At 72.3% G+C, this 26,202-nt stretch carries 22 protein-coding genes and 1 pseudogene; 21 read left to right on the top strand and 2 right to left on the bottom strand.

Annotated features, from left to right (window positions below; translation table 11 throughout):
- Positions 1-2 precede the first annotated feature (2 nt).
- The 21 genes from ACFXAE_RS24560 (at position 3) to ACFXAE_RS24460 (ending at position 24,411) form a co-directional block, all read left to right on the top strand.
- Positions 3-1,028, top strand: coding sequence for a terpene synthase family protein (locus ACFXAE_RS24560; RefSeq protein ID WP_384718469.1), 1,026 nt, complete (start codon positions 3-5; stop codon positions 1,026-1,028).
- The gene (locus ACFXAE_RS24555; protein WP_384718467.1) at positions 1,025-2,506 is read left to right on the top strand and encodes a protoporphyrinogen/coproporphyrinogen oxidase; all 1,482 of its coding nucleotides are present in this window, start codon (positions 1,025-1,027) and stop codon (positions 2,504-2,506) included. Before ACFXAE_RS24560 ends, ACFXAE_RS24555 begins: the two co-directional genes overlap by 4 nt.
- Positions 2,503-3,873, top strand: a complete 1,371-nt coding sequence (locus ACFXAE_RS24550; protein WP_384718465.1) for a protoporphyrinogen/coproporphyrinogen oxidase — start codon at positions 2,503-2,505, stop codon at positions 3,871-3,873. Before ACFXAE_RS24555 ends, ACFXAE_RS24550 begins: the two co-directional genes overlap by 4 nt.
- Positions 3,874-4,020: 147 nt before the next feature.
- The gene (gene mvk / locus ACFXAE_RS24545; RefSeq protein WP_384718463.1) at positions 4,021-5,025 is read left to right on the top strand and encodes a mevalonate kinase; all 1,005 of its coding nucleotides are present in this window, start codon (positions 4,021-4,023) and stop codon (positions 5,023-5,025) included.
- The gene (gene mvaD, locus ACFXAE_RS24540) at positions 5,012-6,013 is read left to right on the top strand and encodes a diphosphomevalonate decarboxylase (RefSeq protein WP_384718461.1); all 1,002 of its coding nucleotides are present in this window, start codon (positions 5,012-5,014) and stop codon (positions 6,011-6,013) included. Before mvk ends, mvaD begins: the two co-directional genes overlap by 14 nt.
- Complete coding sequence (locus ACFXAE_RS24535; RefSeq protein ID WP_384718459.1) at positions 6,013-7,200, top strand: phosphomevalonate kinase; 1,188 nt, start codon at positions 6,013-6,015, stop codon at positions 7,198-7,200. The genes mvaD and ACFXAE_RS24535 overlap by 1 nt, the downstream gene beginning before the upstream one ends.
- Positions 7,175-8,251 (top strand): type 2 isopentenyl-diphosphate Delta-isomerase, encoded by a 1,077-nt coding sequence (fni, locus tag ACFXAE_RS24530; RefSeq protein WP_384718457.1) that lies wholly within the window; start codon positions 7,175-7,177, stop codon positions 8,249-8,251. The genes ACFXAE_RS24535 and fni overlap by 26 nt, the downstream gene beginning before the upstream one ends.
- A complete protein-coding gene (locus ACFXAE_RS24525; RefSeq protein WP_384718455.1) occupies positions 8,248-9,324 on the top strand; it encodes a hydroxymethylglutaryl-CoA reductase in 1,077 nt (358 codons plus the stop codon). Before fni ends, ACFXAE_RS24525 begins: the two co-directional genes overlap by 4 nt.
- On the top strand, positions 9,314-10,489 hold the full coding sequence (locus tag ACFXAE_RS24520) for a hydroxymethylglutaryl-CoA synthase (RefSeq protein WP_384718453.1): 1,176 nt from the start codon (positions 9,314-9,316) through the stop codon (positions 10,487-10,489). The genes ACFXAE_RS24525 and ACFXAE_RS24520 overlap by 11 nt, the downstream gene beginning before the upstream one ends.
- A 115-nt stretch (positions 10,490-10,604) precedes the next feature.
- Positions 10,605-11,642 (top strand): 3-oxoacyl-ACP synthase III family protein, encoded by a 1,038-nt coding sequence (locus ACFXAE_RS24515; RefSeq protein WP_384718451.1) that lies wholly within the window; start codon positions 10,605-10,607, stop codon positions 11,640-11,642.
- A gap of 316 nt (positions 11,643-11,958) precedes the next feature.
- On the top strand, positions 11,959-12,195 hold the full coding sequence (locus ACFXAE_RS24510; RefSeq protein WP_384718449.1) for a transposase: 237 nt from the start codon (positions 11,959-11,961) through the stop codon (positions 12,193-12,195).
- A gap of 583 nt (positions 12,196-12,778) precedes the next feature.
- Positions 12,779-13,432, top strand: a complete 654-nt coding sequence (locus ACFXAE_RS24505; RefSeq protein WP_384718447.1) for an HAD family hydrolase — start codon at positions 12,779-12,781, stop codon at positions 13,430-13,432.
- A 154-nt stretch (positions 13,433-13,586) separates the two neighbouring features.
- Positions 13,587-14,648 carry a monodechloroaminopyrrolnitrin synthase PrnB family protein gene (locus ACFXAE_RS24500; RefSeq protein ID WP_384718445.1) on the top strand — a complete coding sequence of 354 codons (1,062 nt, stop codon included), beginning with the start codon at positions 13,587-13,589 and terminating at the stop codon, positions 14,646-14,648.
- A 23-nt stretch (positions 14,649-14,671) separates the two neighbouring features.
- On the top strand, positions 14,672-15,790 hold the full coding sequence (locus tag ACFXAE_RS24495; protein WP_384718443.1) for a hypothetical protein: 1,119 nt from the start codon (positions 14,672-14,674) through the stop codon (positions 15,788-15,790).
- Positions 15,787-16,455: a class I SAM-dependent methyltransferase gene (locus ACFXAE_RS24490; protein ID WP_384718441.1), complete on the top strand. Its 669-nt coding sequence runs from the start codon at positions 15,787-15,789 to the stop codon at positions 16,453-16,455. The genes ACFXAE_RS24495 and ACFXAE_RS24490 overlap by 4 nt, the downstream gene beginning before the upstream one ends.
- A 1-nt stretch (position 16,456) precedes the next feature.
- Positions 16,457-18,889, top strand: coding sequence for a pyridoxal phosphate-dependent decarboxylase family protein (locus tag ACFXAE_RS24485; RefSeq protein ID WP_384718439.1), 2,433 nt, complete (start codon positions 16,457-16,459; stop codon positions 18,887-18,889).
- Positions 18,886-20,427, top strand: coding sequence for a hypothetical protein (locus tag ACFXAE_RS24480; protein ID WP_384718437.1), 1,542 nt, complete (start codon positions 18,886-18,888; stop codon positions 20,425-20,427). Before ACFXAE_RS24485 ends, ACFXAE_RS24480 begins: the two co-directional genes overlap by 4 nt.
- Before the next feature lie 174 nt (positions 20,428-20,601).
- The gene (locus ACFXAE_RS24475) at positions 20,602-21,687 is read left to right on the top strand and encodes a hypothetical protein (protein ID WP_384718435.1); all 1,086 of its coding nucleotides are present in this window, start codon (positions 20,602-20,604) and stop codon (positions 21,685-21,687) included.
- Positions 21,684-22,703: an ATP-binding cassette domain-containing protein gene (locus ACFXAE_RS24470; RefSeq protein WP_384718433.1), complete on the top strand. Its 1,020-nt coding sequence runs from the start codon at positions 21,684-21,686 to the stop codon at positions 22,701-22,703. Before ACFXAE_RS24475 ends, ACFXAE_RS24470 begins: the two co-directional genes overlap by 4 nt.
- On the top strand, positions 22,700-23,569 hold the full coding sequence (locus ACFXAE_RS24465; protein WP_384718431.1) for an ABC transporter permease: 870 nt from the start codon (positions 22,700-22,702) through the stop codon (positions 23,567-23,569). Before ACFXAE_RS24470 ends, ACFXAE_RS24465 begins: the two co-directional genes overlap by 4 nt.
- A 5-nt stretch (positions 23,570-23,574) precedes the next feature.
- Positions 23,575-24,411, top strand: coding sequence for an ABC transporter permease (locus ACFXAE_RS24460; protein WP_384718429.1), 837 nt, complete (start codon positions 23,575-23,577; stop codon positions 24,409-24,411).
- Positions 24,412-24,553: 142 nt separating this feature from the next.
- On the opposite strand, the pseudogene ACFXAE_RS24455 reads toward ACFXAE_RS24460, so the two are convergent.
- Both ACFXAE_RS24455 and ACFXAE_RS24450 read right to left on the bottom strand, forming a co-directional pair.
- Positions 24,554-24,775 (bottom strand): annotated as a pseudogene (locus ACFXAE_RS24455) (IS6 family transposase); the annotation flags it as partial.
- 11 nt (positions 24,776-24,786) lie between these two features.
- Positions 24,787-25,644, bottom strand: coding sequence for a MerR family transcriptional regulator (locus ACFXAE_RS24450; RefSeq protein ID WP_384718427.1), 858 nt, complete (start codon positions 25,642-25,644; stop codon positions 24,787-24,789).
- Positions 25,645-26,202 lie beyond the last annotated feature (558 nt).

Raw genomic sequence — 26,202 nt, 5'->3', positions numbered from 1 at the left:
TCGTGCACAGCCCGGTCTCCGATCCGGTCCTCGACACCGTCCTGCCCCGCTGGCCCTTTCCTGCCGCACCCGCCCGTGAACCCGGCGACATCGCCGCCGTCGAGACCGGCGGCGCGGAATGGGCCAGGCGCCTGGGGCTGATCGACTCCGGCGACCCCCGGCATCCGCTGCGCCGCCTGTGCGCGGGTGAGCTGGTCAGCCACGGCTATCCGCGGGCGGACACCGGCATCCGCGTACTGATCACCCAGTGGACGATGTGGTACTTCAACCTCGACGACCACTTCGAGGACGGAGCCGCCGGCGCCGGCGCCGCCGCCGCCGACCGGGCGGCGGCCCCGCTCAGGCGCCTGGTGGACGCCGCCAGGCACCGCGAGCCGCTGCCCGTCCCCGAGGACGCCCTCCAGCGCGCGCTGGCGGACCTGCTGGAGCGGACCGCGCAGCACATGGCGCCGGTGCAGTTCGGCGAACTCCTCGCGCACCTGGACGACTACTTCACCTCCCTCGTCGTGGAGTCCGACTACCGGGCACGCGGTGTCCTGCCCGGCGTCGACTCCTACATCGCCCTGCGCCGTGACACCGGACCGGTACTGCCCTTGCTGGACTTCGTGGAGCAGGCCGAGTCGGTACGGCTGCCGGCGCGCTTCTACGGCACCCCCGAGTACACCGAGATGATCGGCTGCGCGGCCGACATCGCCTCCTGGATCAACGACCTGTGCTCGGTGTCGAAGGAACTGGACCGGCCGGACGCCTACAACCTCGTGGTCCTGCTGCACCGCCTGGAGAACATGTCGCTGCAGGACGCCGCCACCGAGACCCTGGACCGCATCGAGCAGCGGGTGAGGTCGCTGAAGCAGGCGCTGAAGCAGGCCGGCGGCCCCACCGGAACAGGCGGTCCCTACACCGCCGGCGAGAAGGCGGCGCTGGAGACCTGGGCCGACGGACTGCTCAGCTTCCAGAACCACGTCGAGTGGTACCTGCGGCACAGCCGCTACGACCGGGACGAGCCCCGTTCGGAGGTCCCCGCGTGACCGGCGGCCGGCCCGCACCGGACAGTCCGTCCCCCGCGGCGTCCCCCAAGGCCGGGCCCCAGCGCCCCGGACGCCCCCACGTCGTCGTGGTCGGCGCGGGCATCGCCGGGCTCACCAGCGCCTTCCTCCTGCAGCGGCGCGGCTGCCGGGTCACCGTGCTCGAAAGCTCCGGACCCGAGTACGTCGGCGGCCGGATGGGTTCGGTGCGGCGCGGCGGGTTCTTCGTCGACACCGGTGCCTCCCTGCTGTCGCGGCGCTACCACGCGATGCTGCGGCTCGCGGAGCTGGCCGGCGTCGGCGACCGGCTGCTGCCCTCCTCCGACGTCATCGGACTCATGCGCGAGCGCCGGGTGCACCACGTACGGGTCGGCTCCCTGCCGCGTATGGCGGCCGGGCTGCTGCGGTTCGCGCCGTTCCCGTCCGACCTGCCCAAGCTGATGCTGGACCACCTGCGCATCCGGCGCTCGCTGGACTGGTACGACATGTCCGCGGCGGCCCGCCACGACGGCGAGTCCGTCGCCGGCTACGCGGTCCGCCGCGGGCTGAGGCCGGGCACCGTCGACCACCTGCTGGACCCCCTGTGCATGCTCGCCTCACTCCAGGACGTCGAGCGCACCTCGTCCGTCGCACCGTTCATGCTGCTCAACTCCCTGCTGGGCGGCGGCGGCCTGTTCACCTTCCGTGACGGGGTCGGGGTGCTGCCGCGGCTCCTCGCCGCCCGACTGCCCGTCACCTACCACGCCACGGTGCGCCAGGTCGAGGAGAGCGCCGGCGGGGTCGCGGTCACCTGGCAGGCACAGGACGGCACGGGAGAGCACACCGAGCGGGCCGACGGCTGCGTGCTGGCCGTGCCCGCCTCCCGGGCACCGGATCTCTACGGCCAGATGCAGCGGCCGTTCAGCGAGTTCTTCCGGCGCGTCGAGTACACCGGCAGCGTCCACGTGGCCTTCGGCCTGGACCGGCCCACCGCCGAACAGGCCGTGATGGTCAACGTCCCGCGGTCCGAGCACCCCGCGCTGGTGGGCGTGATCCTGCCGCACAACACCGCTCCCGGCCGGGTGCCGGAGGGGCGGGGGCTGGTGATGGCGCACTTCCGGGGCTCCTGGTCGGACCGCCACCGCGACCGGCCCGAGGAGCAGCTCGTCGATCACGCGCAGTCGGCTCTGCGGACCGTGGGACTGACGCCCGAGACCGAGAACCACACCGTCATGACGCATGTCATGCGTCCCGGCCACTGCGTGGTCTTCCGCCGGCCGGGCGACTACCGGGAGATCGCACGGCTCAGCTCGGCATGGCCGGCCACCTCCCGGGTCCGGCTGGCCGGCGGTGACTTCTTCACCCAGTCCAGCACGCATCACAGCATCTGCTCGGCGGTGCGGGCGTCCCACCAGATGTGGGAGCGGCTGGAGGCAGCGCCTCCGCCGGCCCGATCCCACCTGCGCGTACCCGTCTCCGCTCGGACGAAAGGAACACAGTGAACGCCACGGGCACCAAGGAACCGATCATCGTCGTGGGGGCCGGCATCGCCGGTATGACCGCGGCCTTCCGCCTTCAGCAGGCCGGGCACCCGGTGCGCGTCCTGGAGGCCGAGGACCGTGCCGGCGGCCGGATGCGCACAGTGGAACGCCGTGGGTACCACATGGACCTGGCCGCGATCCTGCTGATCGAGAACTACACGCAGATGCGCGACCTCGTCCGCGACCTCGGCATCGAGGACACCACCCTGCGTACCAACAACCTCGTCGGGATCCGCCGCGAGGGCCGCGTCCACCGGCTGCGGGCGAACCGGCCCACCGACCTCAAGCGCTCGGGCCTGCTCCCCTGGACCTCGCTGCCCGCCATGGTGCGGCTGCAGTCGGACCTCAACAAGTACGCGAGCCGGCTGCGCTGGGACAGCGACATGGGCGAGGCGGCCGCCCTCGACACCGAGACGGCCGCCGCCTACGCGGAACGCCGGCTCGACACCCGGTTCCGCGACTGGGTCGTGGACCCGATGAGCGCCATGTTCTTCAACTCGCCCCCCGACCTGTCGGTGGTCAACTTCCTGTTCTCGATGCCGGCCGTGAACTCCACCTGGTTCAACTTCCACGACCGGGTGGACACCCTCACCACGACACTCGCCTCCCGGCTGGACGTGGAAACCCGCGCCGAGGTCACCCAGGTGGAGGAGACCTCGGACGGCGTCCGGGTGCACTGGCAGCGGGAGGGCGAACCCGAGCACACCGAGGAAGCCGCCGCCGCGGTGGTCGCCCTGCCGGGGCCGGTCGCCGCCCGGCTGTGCCCGGGCCTGGCCCCGACGACACGGGACTACCTGGCGAGCGTGCCGTACGTACCGGACATCCACGTCTACTTCGGCGTCGACCGCGTCCCGGACGAGACGGCCACCTGCGTGCTCTTCCCGCAACGCGAGCACCCCGACCTGGGGGTCATCACCTTCAACCACAACTTCGCCCCCGGCCGCGCCCCGCAGGGCCACGCGCTGCTGACCAGCTACTACCGCTATCCGTGGGCGATGCGGCACTGGGAGGCCGACGACGAGGAGATCGAGGCGCGCACCCACGAGGTGCACCGGCAGGCGTGGCCGGAGATGGCCCGGCACATCGAGGAGCACCAGGACATGGCGTACGTGCAGCGGTGGAAGAACGCGGTCATCCTGCGCAAACCCGGTGACTACGCACGGCTGCGCGACTTCAACCGCGGCCTCGACTCCCGCTCGCGCATTCAGCTCGCCGGGGACTACCTCGCCTTCAGCGCGACCAACTCCAGCCTCGTCACGGGCGAACGCGCTGCCGAGCGGGTGAGCGAGGTCGTCACGACGGGCGCGGTCGCCGCCGGCCGCCCTTAGGGCCCGCCCCATCGACCACGGGGCGAGCGGGAGAAGCGCGTCGCAGGCCTCGTCCGTGGGCGGCCGAAGCGACGACACCGGCCGACCACCCCGTGTGGGGGACCGCCGCCCCGACCAGTCGCCTGCCGGAAGAAAGGAACGCGGATCATGTCCACGCACCGCACGTCCACGACCGACGTCCAGCGGGCCGCGACGGGCGAGGCGCACGGCAAGGCCATCCTGCTCGGCGAGCACGCGGTGGTCTACGGCGCCCCGGCACTGGCACTCCCGCTGCCGGCGCTGACCTGCCGGGCCACCGTGCGCCGCACGCCAGGACCCGGCACCGGTGTCTCCCGCCTGCGTCTCGTCGCACCCGGCCCGCACGGCACCCCGGAGGAGGCGGAAGGGGACGTACCCGAGGAACTCCGGCTGCTCCTCGACGCCTTCGTCGAACGGGCGGGCCTGGCCGCACCCCCTGCGCTGGAGATACGCCTCGACAGCCGCGTCCCGCCGTCCCGCGGCCTGGGATCCAGCGCCGCGAACGCCCGCGCGCTGGTGCGTGCGCTCGACGCCCTCTTCGGGACCGGCCTGGACGAACAGGAGACCTTCGACCTCGTGCAGGTGTCCGAGCGGTCGGCGCACGGCCTGGCCAGCGGCATCGACGCGCTGGCCACCGGCCGCGAGCGGCCCGTACTCCTCGAGGACGGGCGGCCCCGTACCCCGTCGGTCGGCGCCGGATTCCACGTTGTCGTGGCTGACAGCGGCAGTGGCGGAGGCACCGGGAAAGCCGTCAGGATGCTGCGGGACGCCTTCGCGCGAAACCCGGACCACCGCACGCGGTTCGTCCACCGGTCGACCGGGTTCACCCGAGCCGCGCTCGACGACCTGGCGGCCGGTCACCTCCCCGAGCTGGGCCGGCGCCTCACCGACTGCCACCGGCTCCTCGCCGACCTCGGTCTGACCACCGGCCGTACCGACGCGCTGGTCCGTGCCGCCCTCGACGCGGGCGCGCTCGGAGCCAAGATGAGCGGCGGCGGACTCGGCGGCTGCATCGTGGCCCTGACCACGACCGTCGAGCACGCCGGGTCGGTGTCCACCGCACTCGCCGACCGTACGGGCGCCCGTACGTGGACCACCGCCGTCGGGAAGGGAGACGGACATGACAGCCCGTGAGACAGCGGTGGCCGTGGCGCATCCCAACATCGCCCTGATCAAGTACTGGGGCAAACGTGACGAACGCCTGGTCCTGCCCTTCACGGACAGTCTGTCGATGACGCTGGACGTGTTCCCCACGACGACCGCGGTCCGGCTCGCCCCGGACGCGGCGACGGATCACGTCGTCATGGACGGCGCGCCCGCCGAAGGCGAGGTACTGCGCCGCGCCACCACCTTCCTGGACCTGGTGCGCGAGCATGCCGGGCGCCGGGAACGGGCCGTCGTCGACACCCGCAACACGGTGCCGGTGGGAGCCGGACTCGCCTCCTCCGCCGGCGGATTCGCCGCGCTGGCCTTGGCAGCCGCCCACGTCTACGGCCTGCCCGGCGACGCCGAGCAACTGTCCCGGCTGGCGCGCCGCGGATCCGGATCGGCCGCGCGATCCGTCTTCGGCGGCTTCGTCGTCTGGCACGCCGGCGATCCCGACGCACCCTATCCCGACCGTGCCTCCTACGCGGAACCGGTCGCGGACGCCCGCCTGGACGCCGCACTGGTCGCCGTGGTCCTGGAGGAGGGCCCGAAACCCGTGTCGAGCAGGGAGGCCATGCGGCGCACGGTCGCCACCTCGCCGCTGTACCGGGACTGGGTGACGGACAGCCGCGCCGACCTCGCCCGCATGTACACGGCGCTGCGCGACGGCGACATGACAGCCGCCGGCACGATCACCGAGCGCAACGCCCTCGCCATGCACGCCGCCATGGAGGCCGCGCGACCCGCCGTCCGCTACCGCACCACCGCCACGGACGCGGTGCTGGGCCACGTCCGCCGCCTGCGCGCGGAAGGCGTCGGCGCCTGGGCGACGATGGACGCCGGGCCCAACGTCAAAGTCCTGTGCGCTCCCGCCGACGCGCAACGGATCGCCGACCGGATGCGCGAGGTCACCGACGCCCGGGTGGTCGTGGCGCACCGCGGCCCCGGTGCCCGGCTCCGGCAGGTGACGGCCTGATGGCGGCCCTGACCACTCGCCGCGCACCCGGAAAGCTCATGGTGGCAGGGGAGTACGCGGTCCTAGAACCAGGACGGCCCGCCATCGTCGCCGCGGTGGACCGGTACGTCACCGTCACCGCCTCGACGGCCGCCGAGGAAGCGGACGTCGTGATCGGCTCGGACCTGCTCGGGCACGAGGTGCGGCTCCGCCGCGGCCCACAAGGGCTCGAGGCGCTCCCGGGACAGGATCCGGCCCCCGTGCGCGGTGTGCTGGTCCACATCGTGTCGGCCGTGGAGACGATCGGGCAACTGCGGACCGAACGAGGGCTCGGCCTCGCGCCGGTGCGGCTCTCGGTGCGCAGCGACCTGCACCGCGCAGGCGTCAAGACCGGCCTGGGATCCAGCGCGGCGGTCACCGTCGCGTCCATCCGGGCCCTGGCGGACCACTACGGCATGCGGCTGTCCACCGACGACCGCTTCCGGCTCGCGCTGCTGGCCGGCGTCCGGGTCGACGCGGGACCTTCCGGCGCCGATCTGGCGGCCTCGACCTGGCAGGGGTGGGTGGCCTACCGGTCACCCGACCGGCAGGCCCTGCTGAACGACCTGCACCGGCACGGCGTCACCCACACCCTGGAGCGGCCCTGGGCGCACGTCGTTGCCCGGCCGCTGCCGCCTCCCACCGGACTCGCCCTGCACGTGGGCTGGAGCGGCAGCCCGGCGTCCACCACCGCCCTCGTCGCCGACCTCGCCACCCGGCCGGGTTGGCACGGCGCTCCCCGTACCCGCTTCCTCGACGACAGCGAGCAGTGTGTCTCGGCCGCCGAGCGGGCTCTGCGAGGCGAAGAGACGGAAGCGCTCCTCGACGCCGTGCGCACCGCCCGGAGTTTGCTGACCCGGCTCGACGCGGAGACCTCCCTCGGCATCGTCACCGCACCCCTGCACCGCCTCTGCGAGGTGGCCGAATCCTGCGGCGCCGCCGCCAAGCCCTCCGGCGCGGGCGGCGGCGACTGCGGCATCGCCCTGCTTCCCGCCGACCGCTCCGCCGAACTGCTGCGACGGCGCTGGACGGCGGCCGGCATCACCCCCCTGCCGCTGCGGGTGACCGCAGGCGTCGCCGACGACGCCGGTCGCGAAGCCCGCACCGTCCCAGACGTCCCCCCTTCCCGCGAGGACACACCCGATGACCGCACACCACCGCAAGGATGACCACGTACGGCTCGCCCACGCCCAGCACACCGGCGAGGGCGAGCCGCCACCCGCCGGGCCACCGCGGCCGAACCAGTTCGACGAGGTGCGCTTCGTCCACCACGCTCTCGCCGGCACCGACCGCGAGAAGGTCTCACTGGCGACCCACTTCGCCGGAGTCGACTGGCCGGTACCGCTGTACATCAACGCCATGACCGGCGGCAGTCCGCGCACCGGTGAGATCAACCGCGATCTGGCCGTCGCCGCCCGCGAGACCGGACTGCCCATCGCCACCGGCTCCATGAGCCCCTACCTCAAGGACCCCGGCACGGCGTCCACCTTCACCCCCGTGCGCCGCGAACACCCCGACGGCTTCGTCCTGGCCAACCTCAACGCCGAAGCCACCCCCGAGCAGGCCCGCCGGGCCGTCGGCCTGCTGGACGCCGACGCCTTGCAGATACACATCAACACGGTGCAGGAGACCGTCATGCCCGAGGGCGACCGGTCCTTCGCGCACTGGGCCACCGGTATCGAACGCATCGCTGCCGCCGTCGACGTGCCCGTCGTCGTCAAGGAGGTCGGCTTCGGGCTGAGCGGGCGCACCGTGCGCGAACTGGCTTCCCTCGGAGTGCGTGCCGCCGACGTGGCCGGCAGTGGCGGAACCGACTTCGCCCGCATCGAGAACGGCCGCCGGGACCGGCCCGACTACGCCTATCTGGAGGGCTGGGGCCTGAGCACCCCGGCCGCGCTCCTCGACGCCCGTGACTGTGGCCTGCCACTGCTCGCCTCAGGAGGCGTACGCAACCCCCTGGACGTCGCCCGGGCACTCGCTCTGGGCGCACGCGCGGTCGGTGCCTCCGGCCCCTTCCTCACCACGCTCCTCGACGGTGGTGTGGACGCCCTCGTGCGGCACATCACCACCTGGCTGGACCACCTCACCGCCCTCATGACCCTGCTCGGCGCGCACAGCCCGGACGCCCTCGCCGACTGCGACGTGCTGCTGACCGGATCGCTGCGCACCTTCAGCCTCGACCGCGGCCTGACGACCGCGGAGAAAGGAGTCACCTCATGACCCTCACGGCAGAACCGTCCACCGACCTCACGGCGGCGGGCGTCCCCCTGCGCTGGGTCGGCCCCCTGCGCATCTCCGGCAACGTCACCGCCACCGAGACCGAGGTGCCCCTGGCCACCTACGAATCGCCGCTGTGGCCGTCCGTCGGCCGCGGCGCGAAGATCTCCCGGCTGGTCGAGGGAGGCATCCGCACCACTCTCGTCGACGAGCGGATGACGCGGTCGGTCCTGGTGGAGGCCGACGACGCGGCCGCCGCGTACACCGCCGCCCGCGCCGTCCAGGACGACCTTCCGCGGCTGCGGGAGATCACCCGCGCAAGCAGCCGCTTCGCCCGGCTCCTCGATGTCCGCCATGAGATCACCGGGCCGCTGCTGTTCATCCGCTTCGAGTTCGCCACGGGCGACGCTTCCGGCCACAACATGGCCACTCTCGCCTCCGACGCCCTGCTGGCGCATCTCCTCGCCACCGTCCCGGGCATCCGCTACGGCTCCATCTCCGCGAACTACTGCACCGACAAGAAGGCCACCGCCGTCAACGGCATCCTCGGCCGCGGAAAGAACGTCGTCGCCGAGATCCTCGTGCCCCGGCACATCGTGCAGGCACGCCTGCACACCACCGCCGACCGGATCACCGCCCTCAACATCAACAAGAACCTCGTCGGCACCTTGCTGGCCGGCGGCATCCGCTCGGCCAACGCCCACTACGCCAACATGCTCCTCGCCTTCTACCTGGCCACCGGTCAGGACGCGGCGAACATCGTGGAGGGCTCCCAGGGCGTCACCTACGCCCAGGACCGCGACGGGGACCTCTACTTCTCCTGCACCCTTCCCAACCTGATCCTCGGCACGGTCGGCAACGGCAAGGGCCTCGGCTTCGTCGACGCCCACCTCACCCGGCTCGGCTGCCGCGAGGACCGGCCCGCCGGCGAGAACGCGCGACGGCTCGCCGTACTCGCCGCCGCCACCGTCCTGTGCGGCGAACTGTCCCTCCTCGCCGCCCAGACCAACCCCGGCGAACTGATGAAGGTCCACAACCGATTCGAACGCGCCACGGGAGACGCCCATGTCCGTTGAGACCGCCATCGGCATTCACGACCTGTCCTTCCGCACCACCAGCCTCGTCCTGAACCACACCGAACTGGCCCGCTCCAACGGCACCGATGTCGCCAAATACCACAAGGGACTCGGCCAGCACGCGATGAGCGTTCCCACCGCCGACGAGGACATCGTCACCATGGCCGCGGCCGCCGCGCTGCCGCTGGTGCAACGGCACGGCCCCGACCGCATCCGCACCGTCGTCCTCGCCACCGAGAGTTCCATCGACCAGTCCAAGGCGGCAGGCGTGTACGTCCACTCCCTGCTGGCCCTGCCGCCGCACGTCCGCGTCGTCGAGGTCAAGCAGGCCTGCTACGGCGCCACCGCCGCACTGCAGTTCGCGGCCGGCCTGGTCCAGCGGGACCCCGATCAGCAGGTCCTCGTCATCGCCAGTGACATCTCCCGCTACGACCTCGACAGCCCCGGCGAGGCCACCCAGGGCGCGGCGGCCGCCGCCATGCTCGTCTCGGCCGACCCCGCCCTGCTCGAACTCACCGGCCCCTCAGGCCTGTTCACCGCGGACGTGATGGACTTCTGGCGCCCCAACTACCGCGCCACCGCACTGGTCAACGGCAAGGAGTCGGTCACGGCCTACCTCGACGCGGTCGAGGGCGCCTGGCGCGACTACCGCGACCGCGGCGGTCTGCCGCTGGAGGAGTTCCGGGCCTTCTGCTACCACCAGCCCTACACGAGGCTGGCCTTCAAGGCGCACCGGGCGCTGCTGGAGACGTGCGGAGCCCGCACGGACGAGGAGACCCTGCGCGCCGCCGTGGCCCCCACCACCGGCTACAACGAGACCGTGGGCAACAGCTACACCGCCTCCGTGTACCTGGCCCTCACCGCCGCCCTGGAGAACTGCCCCGACCTGGAGGGCCGGGCGCTGGGCCTGTTCAGCTACGGCTCCGGCAGCGTCGCCGAGTTCTTCGCCACCCGGGTGCGCCCCGGCTATCAATCGCACCTGCGTGCCGACGCGCACCGGGAGGCCGTCGGTGCCCGGCAGGCCATCGACTACGAGACCTACCGCGGGCTGCGCCGGCAGAGTCTGCCCACCGACGGCAGCTGGTACGAACTGCCGCACCAGACCCGCGGCCCGTTCCGGCTGGCGGCCCTCCGCGACCACCAGCGCATCTACGAGGCCGCCTGACGGCAGCGGCTCTCCGGCACACGGGCGGCGCGGGCTCCGGGACCGGCACCGGACGTCCGACGCGCCGCGGCACAGTCCGTCCCCGCCCTTCCGGACCGATCGGAAACGAGTCGACATGACACGTCCTTCAGCCGCTGTCCTCACCGCGGGAGCCATCGGAGTGCTCGGCACCGGTTCCTGCCTGCCCGGCGACGTCGTCACCAACGAGGAGGTGGGAACGCCGGCCGGGGTGACGCCGGAGTGGATCGTGGAGCGGACCGGCATCCGGGCACGCCGCTGGGCCAAGCCCGACGACGTCACCTCCGGTCTCGCCGCGACCGCCGCCCGCACCGCACTCACCGACGCCGGCATCGGCGTCGGTGACCTCTCCCTGATCGTCGTGGCGACCTCCACCCCGGACTCGCCGCAACCCCCCACCGCCGCCGCGGTCGCCGCCGAACTCGGCGCCCCGCCCGGCACGCCCGCCTACGACCTGAACGCCGTGTGCAGCGGCTTCGTGTTCGCCCTGACCACGGTTGAGCGGATGCTGCACGGCACCGCAGGACACGCGCTGGTCGTCGGCGCCGACATCTACTCCCGCATCCTCGACCCGGCCGACCGCCGCACCGCGGTCCTGTTCGGTGACGGTGCGGGCGCCGTCGTCCTGGGCCCCGTCCGCGGAAGGGGCGTGATCGCCACCCGCCTGGCCTCGTTCCCCGACCACCGTGACCTGATCCGCGTCCCAGCCGGCGGCAGCCGCATTCCGGCCACGCCGGAGTCCCTCGCGGACGGTCTGCACTACTTCACGATGGACGGCCGGGCCGTCCGTGCCTTCGTCGAGGACCACGTCGGACCGATGATCGACGACTTCCTCCACGAGCACGGTGCTCCGGCGTCCGGCGAGCGCGCACCCCGAGTCCACTTCGTGCCGCACCAGGCCAACGGCCGCATGCTCGAGAAACTCGCGGCCGACCTCGGCTTCCCGCCGGAACGAGCCCATACGACGGTACGCGAGTACGGCAACACCGGAGCGGCGTCGGTGCCCGTGACTCTTGACCACACGGCGAGCCGTCTGGCACCGGGCGACCTCGTTCTCCTGGCCGGCTTCGGCGGAGGCATGGCCGCCGGACTCGCCCTGTTGGAATGGGAACCCCCGCCCCCACGCCACACCTGACCCGGCTTGGCCTCGGCGAGGATGCCACCCCCGGGCGGGGACGCGATCCTCCATCCCGCTCCGACTGAATGAGGGGCGCTGTGGTGCGACGCCCTCCGGAAGTCTCCGAACGTCACAGGGCCGAGGTTCGCCGACGCCCACGTACGCGACACAGCCGGGTCAGGTCCCATCCGCAGCGCAGGGCCCGCGCCGGCCGCTCCAGCTCCGCGATCGCGTCGGGCGACGAATACCAAGACGCCATTTCACTTGGTTACCGAGCTTGTCGGCGTGATGTCGCGAGGCTGACAAGTAAGGGTGGTCGCGGTATGCCGGAAGCATGAGGCATCCGCAAGGCGGCGGTCTGACCGCCGAGCGGCGGGCGTTTCGCGAACGCATCCGCATGGAGGCGGCCGGGATGTTCGCCGCGGGACAGGCCAATGCGGACGCGGCCACGCCCGTTCACGAGGCGGATGCGCGTGACTTCGCCGAGGCAGTGGGAGGGCGGAACCAGGAGGACGCAGCCCGTCCCCTCTCGGAACTGGGCGCGGCAGAGCGGGCGAACGCGGTGGGCTGACCTCGGCGGAACGACGGAACGACAGTCGAGGCAAGCAGGAGCAGCCGAAGTGTCCGGTCACGAACAGCCGTGCTCGCGACCGGAGTCACGGCGAGGTACCGGCTCGACCGAGTCGCCGCTCGAGTTCGCCCGGACCGTCGATGCCGACCCAGTGGTACGGATACGGAAACAGGTTGGTCGGCCCGTCCACGGTGATCGGTTCCGGTGATCGGTGGCCGGTCACGACGCATCTCGTGACGCCACGAGCGGACGTCTCCGTACGGCGGGTCATCCCTCGGGGACGGCCGGCCGTCTGTTGCATGTGGCAGTGCCCGCAGCCCCGTCGGAACATGCTGATCGCGCCGCCGCGAACCCGCCGCGACGACGCGTCACGTACGGCTTCCTCGGCCCGACGTCCGGGGCGTGCGCGGGCCGTCACGCTGTGACCTGGATCGACTCCCGTGCGTACGGGACTGGTTGAAGTACCGGTCCACGCCGTTTAGAGTGCGCAAAGGTCCAGACCACAGAATGAAGTGGGCGGTCGTACCTCGGTGCGTGCCGTCGGCTTCGGAGTGCACGGGGACGGGGGAACGCAGTGGGAGCGGTGATCGAACGCTCCGGTGGGACAGGACGGCTGATCGTCCTGGACTTCGACGGGGTACTGCTCGACACGGAACGAACAAGCATCGCAGTCTGGCATCGGCTGCTGCGGGACAAGGCGGTGGAACTGCGCCGCGGAATCAGTGTGCGGCCCGACCGCACACTCGACCGGGACATGCTGCGCCGGGACCTGCTCGACACGGTCGGCCGGCACCGAACACAGGCATTGTGGAACGAGTTCGAACGGCTCAACCGTGCCGAGGCCGACCTCCTCGACGCCGGTGCCGGGGTCCGTCCCTTCCTGGCCCACTGCCGGGAACGGGGCCACCGCCTCGCCGTGGCATCGGGGAACTGCCACGACTGGGTGGAGAGCCACCTGGAACGGCTCGGTATCCGGTCCGCCTTCCGCTCGGTGCACTGTGCGGGCCCGGGAGTGCGGACCAAGCCCGCTCCCGACACCTATCTGGGGGCGCTGCGCGCCTCTCTCACGGACCCGCACCAGGCCCTCGCGGTCGAGGACTCCTACGCCGGGCTGGCCGCGGCACACGCGGCGGGCCTGGCCGCGGTCTGGGTGACCGATGCCCCGGACTCCGCTGTGCCCCCCGGCCCCGTCGCGCGTCGCGTACGCACGCTCGACGAGCTGATCGGCGTCCTCTGACGAACGGGCACCGCCCGGTGACCGGCGACACACGACCGTAGGCACCGCACGACCGACTCCGGCCCCGGGGCGACGTCTGAGCCGGCGCAGCCGCTGCTGCCCTCGCCCGGCCCTCACTTTGGAGACTGCAATTTCCGTGCTGCTCGCTTCATCCATGCGTGACCTGGACTTACTCGTGTCCGGTTGTGATCCATTCGACGCCGCCCGCGATGCCTCGCGGCTGCCGGCCCTCAACCGAGCCGGGGACGTCTCCGGCCTCGACGCACTCGCCCGGCTGTGGACCGGCCGGGTTCCTGACCGTGTTCACGACGCCGTGACCGCCAACGCGGCCCTGCGTGACCTCGGCTTCGTCCTCGCCTCCCTGGAGCGCCACGGGGTCGACTACCGGACCGTTCCGTACGCGGAGGAGACGCTGCTCAAGCTGGGCGCGCTCGCCGAGGAGGTGCCCCGGGACAGCGTCTACACCTACGCGCTGCGCAACCCTCAAGACGCCGTGCGGTCCTTCACCGGACTGCCCGAGGAGGCTCTGTTCATTCGGGAGGTCCGCACGGCCGGCATCGCCCTGCGCCCCGCCGTCGACGCGCTCCTGGAGACGCTCACCCTTCCCGTCGACGATCCCGCGCTGGTGGAGCTGCTGGCCGAGGCCACCCGCGGGTTCACCGTCTTCGCGCAGTCGCTGCTGTCGGTGAAGCGGGCCATCACTCCGGAGACGTTCTCCTTCGAGATGCGGCCGTACTTCCCGCCCATGACCGTCGGCGGGCAGGTGCTGTACGCACCGGGCGGGGCGCAGATGACTCCGCTGCTCGTGGACATCCTGCTGATCAGGCCGGAGCCGGGCGAGCCCCGGGAGGAGTGGTACGAGCAGTACCTGGCCGAGAACCTCCTCTATCTCCCCGCCGCCTACCGGGCGGCGAGCGACCGGGCCCGGCGGCACCGGCCGTTGCTGCCCCGCCTCGTGGACGAGGCCGCCCGGCACCGCCCCCACGGTCCCGAGGTGCAGCGCAACCTGGCCGAACTGCGGTCGTTGATGCGGGAGGTGCTGCGCTTCCGGCTGCCCCATCTGCAACTGGCCAAGGCCAACATGAACGTGCGTCCGGACGGCTCCCTGGGCAGCGGCGGCTACACCACCGACTCCCTCGACCACCTGGCGGACCTCACCCTCGAAAGGCACCGGCTGCTCTCCGAGGAGCCGGCCGCCGGAAGGGCACAGCGGTGACCTCCACGACCCCAAAGAGCTCGATGACCTCCCCGCCACCGTCGACAGAGCCCGTCGCGCCCGTCGGCTTCGAGCCCTTCGCCCCCGGCACCGTCCACCACCCCCTGGCCACGCCGTCCGGTCCCGTGCCGGCACCCGCCGCCGAGGTGCGCGTGCGCTATCCCACCCGGCTCAACGCGATGGCGCTGCAACCGGCGGCGATCGCGGCCGACAACAACCTGATCTACGACGCCGGAGAGGTCGTCCTCTCCGTCGCCCGGTTCCACCACGTCCACGTGCGGAGGCTCGCGCCGGGCACCGGCCTCGTCCTGGACCCGGAGGTACGACGGCCGGAACTGGTCGAGCACGCCGCCCGGATCATGTGCGCGGCCCTCGGTGTGGAGTGCGACCTGGCGATCGGTGCCGAGAGCGACCGGCTGCCCGTGCACGCCGGGTTCGGCTCCAGCAGCAGCCTCATCGCGGCGGTCGCCACGGCGGTCAACCACCTGTACGGCTGTCCGGTGGACCGCGCCGGCCTGCTGCCGTATCTCACCGCCAACCACGGGGAGGAGCACGGCAGCCGGCCCGGTCTGCTGACGCCGGTGCAGTGCATCGGTGGCTCGGCGGCCTCTGGTCTGTACCCGGGAGGCGTACAGGTCGTGGCGGGCCGCAGCACGGTGGTGCTGTCGGTGCCGGTGCCCGATCGTCTGTCGCTGGTGATCGGCGTGCCGCGGTCTCTCGAGGAGCGTCCCACCGACGAGCTGATGGCCGCCGAGATGGAGCAGTTCGACCGGTTCCGCGCGACCGGTGAACGGTGGGCGCCCACGATCGCGTTCCGGATGCTGCACGAGGCCATGCCGGCCGCGCTGCGCGGCGACCTCGGCCCGCTCGGGTCCCTCGTGTTCGACTACCGGTTCCGGATGGGCAGTATCGAGAACTGCGCCTTCTCGCATCCCGGCCTCGTCGAACTGGCGGGGCGACTGGAGTCCCTGTGGCACGACAAGGCGGCGACCATGCTCGCCCTGTCCTCCGTCGGCCCGGCCTTCTTCGCCCTCACCGACGACCCCGACCGGTGCGGCGACCGCTTCGCCGAGCTGGACATGGACGTCATACACGCCCGGCCGCACAACGGCACCTACGAGGAAACGGGGCTCGTCCCATGACCGACGTGACCACGGCCGCCGATCGGGCCGCCGCCTACTGGAACTCTCCCGGCACCGTCAGGGAGTTCCGCTCCCTCGACGTACAGCCCTATCTGACCGACCTGCTCGACAGCACAGCCGTCGACGGCCCCGCCCTCGACGTCGGCTGCGGCGGCGGCCGTAACACCCTTGCCCTGCTGGAACGGGGCTTCGACGTCCTCGCCGTCGACCTGCACGCGGAGATGGTGGAGGCGACCCGGGCCAGGACGGCCGCGTATCCGTCCGGCCGTGTCTCGGTCCGGCAGGGCCCCGCGCACGAGATCCCCGCGGAGGACGGGACGTTCGCCCTCGCGGTGTGCTACGGCGTCCTGCACAACGCGGTGGACCGGACCCAGTGGGCGGCGACGGTCACCGAACTGGCCCGGGTGCTGCGTCCCGGCGGGCTGCTGGCCCTGAACACCTTCACCTGCGAGACCCTGGATCCCATGCTGCGCGCGGGCATGGAGGACGGCCAGTACCTGCTGCCCGACAACGTCCCCATGGTGCTGCTGCCCGTCGACGAGGTGCTCGCGGCGTTCACCGCGGCCGGACTGGCCGCCCGGGGCGAGGTGCACACCTACGTCCGTGACCTGGACGTCGGGCCGCGCGCCGTCCTTCGCTGCGTGCTGCGCCGGGAGGGGGACTGACATGGCCGACCTGGACGACGGTTCGACCGAGGCCGACCCCTTCCCGCAGAACCCCTTGCCCAAGCGGGAGTTGGACGCGCTGCTCGACGCCCGCCTCGCGGAGGTGCCCGGCTGGCACACCCCGGACGACCCGGTGCGGCTCGGCTTCGCCATGACAGCACCGCACGACCTGGCCCTGGAGACCTTCGGCCGCTTCGCCGCACGCAACCCCAACAACGTCGGCCTGCACACCCGCTTCGGCGACGGCGTCCGCGGCACCCGACGCCTGGAGCGGGAGGCGGTCCTCGCGCTCGCCGGGCTCCTGCGCGCCGACGCCGCCGACGGGTACGTCACCAGCGGCGCCAACGAGGGCACCCTCGCCGGGCTGCGCGTCGGCCGCAACGCGCTGCGTGCCGCGGACGCCGGACGGGTCGTCGTCCTCGCGTCGACGCTCACCCACCACTCCGTGGCGAAGGCCGCGGAAATACTCGGCCTCGAGCTGCGGCTCTGCCCGGCGGGCCCGTCCTGGCGGCTGGAGGCCGCGGCGGTGGAGGCCGCGCTGGACGATCTCGCGGCACAGAGCTCGGCGGGCGACCGCACCGGGGTGATCGTGGTGTCCACCGCCGGCTACTACAACACCGGCCTGGTCGACCCGGTGGACGAGATCGCCGACGTGCTCGCACGACGGGCCGCGGACGGCGGCAACCTGAGGCTCTTCCACCACGTGGACGCGGCGCACGGCGGCATGATCCTGCCCTTCACCGCCCCGGAAACGCCCTTCGACTTCCGCAACGCGCACGTGCACTCGATCGTGCTCGACCCGCACAAGTCCGGCCTCATGCCCTACAGCTGCGGGGTTTTCCTGTGCCGCAAGGGCCTGATGGGCCATGGCGCGGTGCCCGCCCCGATGTCCGGCTTCCTCGACGAGACGATCACCGGGTCACGCTCCGGCGCGATGGCCGCCGCCCTGTGGTCGCTGGTCTTCGGGGTGGCGGCGGACGGCTACCGGCAGGTGTTCCGCCACTGTCTGGCCGTACGCGACCGACTGGCCGACGCGATACGCGCCGCCGATCCCGACGCGGTGGTGCTGCCCTCACCCGGCAACACCGTCGTCGTCGCCGGCTTCTCCCACGAGGGCGGCCGCCTGCCCGCCGAACTCACCGAGTGCTACCGCCTGGTGGGCAACATGCTGTCGTGGACTGCGCCGGACGGCACGGACGAGGAGCGGCTCTTCTACCACTTCTACGCCATGCCCCACCTGACCCGGGCCCACGTCGACGGCTTCGGCACCGCCCTCGCCGCCGCGGTCCGCGCACCCTCACCGTCGCGGTCCCGGCGTCCCGCCGGGGACACCGCGGCTCCCGGTCCGCCGGGCGAGCTGCGGGAGTTGCGGCGCAGCAGCGTCTGCCTGAGACACCTCGTGGTCCATCCTCCACAGCGCCGCGACCCGGACGGCTATCCGCACACGTACTCCTTCCACACCTTCCAGGACCGGGCGGGCCTCGACGAGGAACTGACCGCACGCCCGTGGGACGGCGACGGGGCGCACCAGGGCCTGTACGTCTATGCGCCCGACCTGGACAGCCCCTTCGCCAACGAGCTGTTCGGGGTGACCGATCCCCGGCGGTACGCGCTGGAGGTCCTCGACCGCAACCAGCAGAAGCTGTCGCTGGTCGGCGCCGCCCACTTTTCCGTCTTCGGCCCCGAACCCCGGGACACCGACCGGCCCGTGGTCCTCGCCAACTTCCACGCCGACGGGACACTGCGGTCCGTCGAGTACAAGTACGGGGACCGCCGGTACAACGACGAGGTGCAGGTCTTCCGCGACACGATCGTGGTCAAGGTCGGCAAGGACGCGCGCAGCGTGCACCGCGACGGCGACGACTACTCCTTCTCCCTGGACACCTCGCTGGAGCTGCGGGTGAGGGTGCCGGACGACGACACCGCCCCGCGCGTCGACCGGGTGGCCCGGCACGCCGATCCGGCGCTGCCACGGCGGCGGCATCTGCTGCGCGGCCAGTACCGCCGGTTTCCCAACCGGTTCTTCGACACGATCATCGAGATGACCGTGGGGCGACGGCATTCCTCGCCCGGCACACCTCACGTGCCCGCTCTGCCGGGCGGCGACGTGCTGGCCCGGTCCGCGGAGCTGGACCTCGTCCGTGTGGTGCCGGCCGTCGGGGAAGGCGATCTGCGGGTGACGCTCACCGCGGTCGACGGGCCCGGCGAGGCCGTGTTCTCGGTGCCGCTCGGCCTGGGCGCCCGGCTGTCCGCACTGCTGACGGGCATCCCGGTCGGTGACCCGGAGAGCCTGACGCCTGTCGAGGTGGTGACCTGGGCCGCCGGTCTGTATCCGCCGGTGCGGGCGCTGCGTGAGGCGGCCCGCTCCGAGGGAGGGCACCGGCACCTGTCCGCCTGTCCGAACGGCCCGTCCGGACAGGCGGAGCCGTCATGAGCACGGTCGCACTCGTCGTGCTGTGGGGCGTCCTGTCGTGGGGGGGCCTGCTCAGCGTGCGAGCGGCGTTCGCCGCCCGCGTCCTCGACCGGCGGCGGCACGCCGTGCCTGTCGCCGACGCGGCGCCGCACGTCGTCCTGCTGGTGCCGGCCCTTCGCGAACAGGAGTTGCTGGCCGAGGTGGTGCGGGCGGCGGCCGGGCTGTCGTACCCACTGGGTCTGCTGCATGTCGTCGTGGTGACCACGCAGCGGGAGGAGCGGGAGCGGGACGCCGTGGCGGCACGGGTGCCCGCTCTGGCGGACGATCTGGTCAGCGGCGGCGCCGAGGACGCGGCCGCCCGGCTCGCCGGGATCGTGCCGTCCGGCCGAGCCGCGGAGACCGTGCGGCGCACCCGCGCCTCCAGAGACCCGGCCGGCACCCTGCGTGCCGAGATCGACGCCGTCCCCACCACGCGTGAGGTTGCCGCCGCCCTGCTGCCGGTGATCGCGGCCGACCACCCCGGGGTCGGCCTGCACCACTTGCACTACACGGACGAGGGCGCCAAGAGCAGTCAGCTCGTGCACGCCGTCGAACAACTGCCAAACGTGCTCCCCCCGGACGCCGACCCGGCCTACACCTACGTGGGGTTGTACGACGCCGACTCGCAGCCGGACCTGAGCAGCCTGGAGCAGCTGGCGGCCACCGTGTCCCGGGGCGACGGACCCGCGCCCGACCTGGTCCAGCAGCTCCCGCTCCAGCTGCGCCGACCGCACGCGGCACGACGCGGCGGCACGGACGTACTGATGCGCGCCCACGCCCTGGCCGATCTGCGCCGCCGGACGGGCGTGGAGGCGTACCGCATCCTGGCCCGGCGCCGCATCCGGTCCGCGCAGCTGCCCGCGGGACTCACGGCCCTCGCGGAGCCGGTGGTGTACGGGGTCGGCGCCGGGCTGTTCGTCCGCCACGACACCCTGGTGTCCATCGGCATGTACGAGGAACCGGTCGACGATCTGCTCGTCGGCTACAAGCTGTCCACCGCCGGTGCCGTCATGGACGTCCTGCCCGTGTTCAACCTGGTCGACCGTTACCCCCGGCCCGAGGCGCTCGGGAAGGCGTACGCGCTCGTGGCCCATGGCTCGCTCGCCGGGTGCCGGCGGCTGCTGACCGATCCGGTGTTGCGCGCCTTCCGGCCGCGCAACACCGTCGTGCTCGTCAAGGAGGGCCTCGACACGGCATGGTGGTTCGGCGGTCCCGCCGTGGTGCTGGCCGCGATCGCGGCCCTCGTCGTCGACGGCTCGGGCGGTGCGCTGCTGGTGTGGGCCTCGACGGCGTGCGCGTACACGGTGCTGCACGCCACGTGGTGCGTGACGAAGGCGCGTCAGTGGCTGGCCGTCCATCGCGGGGCCGCCGCACGGACCGAGGCGCCCACGTGGCCGTCCGCCCTCGCACTGGTGCCCGCCTTCCTGCTCCAGCCGCTGCTGCACTGGGCAGGACCGCTCGGACACCTGTACCGGGCCATGCGCGGCGTGCCGCCCGCCCTCGGCAAGACCGAGCGGTGAGCCGAGGGCGGGCCCGGCCCGGAAGCCCCCGGGCCGGGCCCGCCCGCACAGACGTTACTCCCGTCGCCGCCCCTCGCCCCGCCACCCCCGACTTCAGCCTCCGACCCCGCCGCCCACGAGAAAGACCTGAGAATGACACCGCACCCCTCAGACCCGCTCCTGTCCACCGTGATCATGGCTCATCCGCAACGCGCGGCCGCGGCACGGGCGTTGAGCGAGGCCCATCCCGCGCTGGCTGCGCGGATCGTGACCGACCCGGAGCCCGGGGGGCCGCCGTCGGCGCTGCGCACCGCCCGCCGCGCCTGGCAGGCGGTGGCACCGGGCGCCACGCACCACCTGGTCGTCCAGGACGACGCGTTGCCGCTCCCGGGGTTCGCGAGCACGGTCGCCGCGCTGGCGGCGGCGCGGCCGGAGGCGTCCCTGAGCCTGTTCACGGAGTGGGGCTCGCGCACCGCGAACGCCGTCCGCGCCGCCGCGCTGCTCGGCCACGCGTGGGCGCCCGTGGTGGACGACTACCTGCCGTCGGTGGCCCTGGTGCTGCCCGCACCGCTTGCTCTCGGCTTCGAGGAGTACGCGGCCGCGAAGGCCACGCCCGAGGCGACCGACGACGTCACCCTGCTCGACCACCTGCGGGGGGTGGACAAACTCGTCCCCGTGGCCGGACCGGTCGACCACGCCAATCCGCCCAGTCTCGTGGGCAACGAGGTCATGGGCCCGCGCAGCGCCGCCTGTCTGTCCGCAGCCGCCGACCCGGGCGGCTCCGTCCTCCCGGCGATGACCGCCGTGCCGTACTTCTGCTGGTGGGAGCAGCTCGCCGTGGTCTACCTGCACGACCCCGCCGCCGCCGACGGCTGGCGCCGGGTGCCGGCGGAGGAGGCACTGGCGGAGCGGGGCATCGGGCGGGAACAGATCGTGGGAGCGCTGCGGCAGGCGCTGGAGACCCTCCCGCACCGCGCGTTCGTGCACGACCGGGTCAGTGACGTCCTGCTCGCCGAGGTGTGGAGCACCGCCTACACGCTCGGTGTGGTCACCCGGGACCTCGGCGCGCCCGACGGAAGATTCCCCGACCCCACACGGCCCGCCGCCCGCACGGCCCTGGCCACACTCGTGCCGGGCGCGCTGCGCCGGGTCGTCCCGGTGCGCTGGCTGACGGCCGTGGGGGAGCTGCTGCACCCGCTGGTGGAGGCCGCGGTGCTGCGGGGCGCCCAGGACGTCACGGCCAAAGGCACCGGCCCGGCGCCGTCCGGGAGCACTTCATGAGCGGTGCCGATCCGGTGATCGAGGTCACCGGCGTCACCAAGACGTTCCGCACCTGGGGCGCCGCCGGCGCCTGGAGCATCCGCCGCCCCTTCCACCGGCCGACGGAACGCGCGGTCGCACTGGACGACGTCCACCTCCGCATCTCGCGGGGCGAGTTCGTCGGGCTGCTCGGACAGAACGGGGCCGGCAAGTCCACCCTGATCAAACTGATGACGGGCCTGCTGCTGCCGGACACCGGCACGGTCCGGGTCTGCGGGCTCGACCCCTACGCCGACCGGGAGCGCAACGCCCGGAACATGGGCGTCACCTTCGGGCAGCGCACACAGTTGTGGTGGGACCTGCCCGCACGGGACTCCTTCTCCATCCTCCGCGACGTCTACGGGCTGCCCGACGAGGTCTGGCGGGAGACACTGACCGAACTCGACGACGTACTCACCCTCTCCGAATTCTGGGACACCCCGGTACGGTTCCTCTCACTGGGCCAGCGAGTGCGGTGCGATCTGGCCGCCGCCCTGCTGTACCGGCCGCGGGTCCTCTTCCTCGACGAACCCACCATCGGCCTGGACGTCATGGTCAAGGACCAGGTGCGGGAGCTGCTGTCACGGCTGGCCGCCACCGGCGACCACTCGGTGGTGCTGACGACCCATGACATGGCGGAGGTCGAGGCACTGTGCCGCCGTATCGTCGTCATCGACCGCGGACGGGTCGTGCACGACGGGCAGCGTGACCGGCTGGCCGTCGCCGCCGACGCCGAACAGTCGTTCCTCGTCGAGTTCGAGACGCCACCGCCGCCGCTGGACCTGGTCCGGGCCACGGTCGTGTCCGTCAAGGGGGCGACCGTGCGGGTCAGGCCGCTCCCCGGGGCGGACCGGGCGGAGGTCACCGCCGAGCTGCTCGCCGCGCACCCGGTCCGCTCGGTGCGCTACGAGGGGGCGACGGCCGAGGACGTCCTGCGCGCCCTGCACCGGCGCGCTCGCCCTGAGCCGGCGACCGGAGCTGCGGGGGTGGCCACGTGAGCCTCACCGACCGCTCCGCCCCCGCCTCGCAGCCGGCCGACCGGCCCGACCCGGCGTCGTGGCCGTCCCCCCGCGCACACCGCCTCATGACTCTGGTGCCGCGCACCGAGTGGGCCTACCGGCCGCGCATCGCCGCGACGGCCTTCGTGATCGTCACACAGGTCTTCCTGTACGTACTGTTGTGGCGCGCGCTGTACGGCGAGAGCGGCGAGACGGTCGTCGGCCTCGACATGTCCCAGGCCATCACCTACTCGGTGCTCGCCACGCTCATGGGGACCGGCCGGGTCATCATGGAGGGGGCCTCCCAGGAGACCGCGCAGAGCAAGATCCGTGACGGATCGGTGGTGTTCTGGTTCGTCCGCCCGCTCTCCGCCCGCCGCTACTGCGCCTGGCGCGGCCTGGGCGAGAGCCTGTACGCCACGGCCTGGCTGCTGGCCGGCCTGGCGGTGGGCGTGGCCTGCGGGCTGGTCGCGCTGCCGCCGTCCCCGGCCGCCGCGGCGGTCACCGTGCTGGCCTACGGACTCGGTCAGATCGTCTTCTACCAGATCGGCCTGCTGGTAGACCTGACCAGCTTCTGGACCATCACCTCCTTCGGTGTGAACCGGCTGGCGGCCTTCGCCCAACTGCTGCTGTCGGGCGGACTGATCCCACTGTGGTTCTTCCCGGACTGGCTGCGCGCCGTCGCCGTCCACCTTCCGTTCGCGGCGACCGTCAACGTGCCGGTCTCGCTGTACACGGGGCGTATCCCCGCGGCGGAGTGCTGGCCGTACGTCGCCGAGCAGGCCCTGTGGTGCGTCGTACTGGCCCTGCTGAGCCGCGTGATGTGGCAGCGCGCGGCCCGCCGACTGCTCGTGCTGGGAGGGTGACGCGGATGACGACGACTCCCGGCACCGCCGCGCCCGCCCGCCGGGTGGGCAGGCTGCGGCTGGCCGCCGTGATCATGCGGGCCGGTCTGCGCAGCCAGCTCGCCAACCGGGCGGACTTTGCGATGGCCGTCGCCAACGGTGTGACCTACCAGATCACGGTGCTTCTCTTCGCGACGGTCATCTTCAGCCGGTTCCCCTCGCTCGGCGGCTGGGGCCTCGGGGAAATCCTGTTGATCAGCAGTATCCGGATGCTCGGACACGGACTGTACATGCTGTTCTTCGGCAATCTCGGGCTGATCCCGCACCTGTTGCGGGAGGGCCGCTTCGAGGCCTTCCGCACGCGTCCGGCACCGGTGCTGCTCCAGGTGTTCACGTACGAGGCGCCGATCAACGCCCTGGGGGACCTGGTGGTGGCCGGAGCGTCGCTGACCGTGTGCCTGTCCCTGCTGGACGTCACCTGGTCGCCGGCCGCGCTGTGCTTCCTGGCGGTCGCGGTCGCCGCCGCCACGGTGATCGAGCTGGGGCTCAACCTGCACATCGCGGGTCTGGTGCTGCGGTTCCGGGGCAGTGAGTCCCTGTTCTTCTGGCTCGACAACACCGCGGGCAACTTCGGCAACTACCCGCTGAGTGTGTTTCCGGCGGTCCTGCAGGGCGCCTTCACGTTCGGCATCCCGATCGCGTTCGCCGGCTACTACCCGGCGGCATGGCTGACCGGTCACGCCGACACGGTGCCCGTCTCGCCCGTACTGGTCCATCTGTCACCGCTGGTCGCCCTGTTGGCCGTACTGTCCGGCCTTGCGGTGTGGCGCCGCTGCCTGGCGTGGTACTCCCACAACGGGTGACGCGCGAGGGGGCGTTGGCCCGTCGCCCCCGGCCGGGGGCGACGGATGCGAGGTCGACTACCGCGCCGGCGTCGCCAGGTTGAGCGAGTGCTCGAGGGGGTGAGCCGGTTCGGCGCGTTTCGGCTTCGGTGGTAACAGCGGCTCAGGTTGCGGCGGGCAGGCCGGCGATGCGGGTGATCATATCGGCGCGGTAGTTCGGGGCGGTGAGGAGGGGACGGCGAGGTCGGATGTGGGGTGAGATGCCGCTGAACGCGGCCAGGAACCGTTGTGCGGCACCTACCGATCGGAAGCCTTTCATCGCGCGCTCGCGTTGCCTCGTCGGCCGGTGGGAGTTCCCGGCCCGGTTGTCCGGGCCCTGGTGGGCGCCGATTCCAGTCAGCGGGTCCGTGGGGTGTCGCCGTCCTGATCGGCCGAGTGAAGCAGTTCGATGACACGTTCCTCGTACCGGACGCGGGCCGGGGAGAAGTCGTACGGCATCTTGCCGATGGCCTCCATCACGCTCATCCTCGCTCCGCCTTCCTCCTCGCCGGTGTGCTCGTCCTCCCGGTCCAGGAGGCTGTTGAGGGCCTCTTCCAGGCCGGATCTTTCGATGGCGGCTGCCAGGGCGGTCTCGTGAGCACACCGCTGGGCGGCCAGGTCTTCGATGCGGGGGTCGTCGGGGGACATGGTGTCGTCCAGGGCCGCCTCGGCCTCGGCCAGTCGGTCCTCCTCGGCCCGCAGTTCGGGGTGGATGGCCAGGACGATGAACCGGTCGGCCTGGACGGCGGCGCCCAGGGAGCCGAGGATACGCTCCGTGACCAGGAGGGTATCGAGATCGGCCAGGCGCAGGGCTTCGGGCGGCAGATCGCGCAGGCGGCCACTGACCAGCGGTGAGAGCAGGCCCAGGGGGCTGCCCACCTCGCGGAGACGGTGCACGGCGGCCCGCTGGGCCTCGATGGCGGCAGCCTTGGAGACGAGGGACTCCTCCAGCCGGGCCAGGGACTGCTCGATGCCGGTGGCGCCCTCGAAGCCGGCCCGGATGTCGTCCAGGGAGATACCCGCATCAGCCATCCTGCGGATCCACAGCAAGCGGATCATGTCGTCGTATCCGTAGCGGCGGCGGTCGTCGCTGCCGCGTTCCGGTTCGGCGAGGAGCCCGATGGCGTGGTAGTGGCGGATGGCGCGGGGTGTGGTTCCGGCGAACGCGGCGGCATCGCCGATCTTGACCCGGCGGGGAACAGCAGGAAGGGGCATGCGAGGGAACCTCTCAATGTCGTGCTCGCCGCCTACTGGACCACATGCCGCTACGGCACGTGCAAACCCCGCTGCCGTAGGCGCGCCCCGCGCTCCCGCACCATCAAAGTCGTACGGACCGCTGCACGGGCAGAGAAGACGTCCCGGATGAGCAGACCCGGGGAACAGCCTGAGGGGTGGGGAATTCGATCAACGAGCGCCATCAGGGCGGCAGCGTCCCTGGTCACAGGCGAGCGGTGAACCGGCCGTCGGGAAGTTTCCGAAGCCAGCCGCGGTCGGCCGGCCTGGCCGGCTTCCCGCACAGCGGCTCCAGTCTGGCCCGCACGCTGATATCCACCCCCAGCATCTCGCCGGCCTGCCGGGCCATGACCGGTCCGGCCAGTGGGGTGGAGAAGGCGAATCCCGGCAGCGAGGGGACGACCAGGTGGAGCGCATCGGCCGGATCACCTCCGTGGGTACCGGGGTCGGACAGCGGCGTCGGCGGCCTGCCCGGGCGTGAGCATGAAGGACAACGGCCGACAGTGGCGCTCGGCCGCAAGGTGGGTCCTGGTGGTCAGC

The sequence above is a fragment of the Streptomyces sp. NPDC059454 genome (genome assembly GCF_042749965.1).
GTDB lineage: Bacteria > Actinomycetota > Actinomycetes > Streptomycetales > Streptomycetaceae > Streptomyces.
This window is presented reverse-complemented; position numbering and strand designations above follow the sequence as displayed.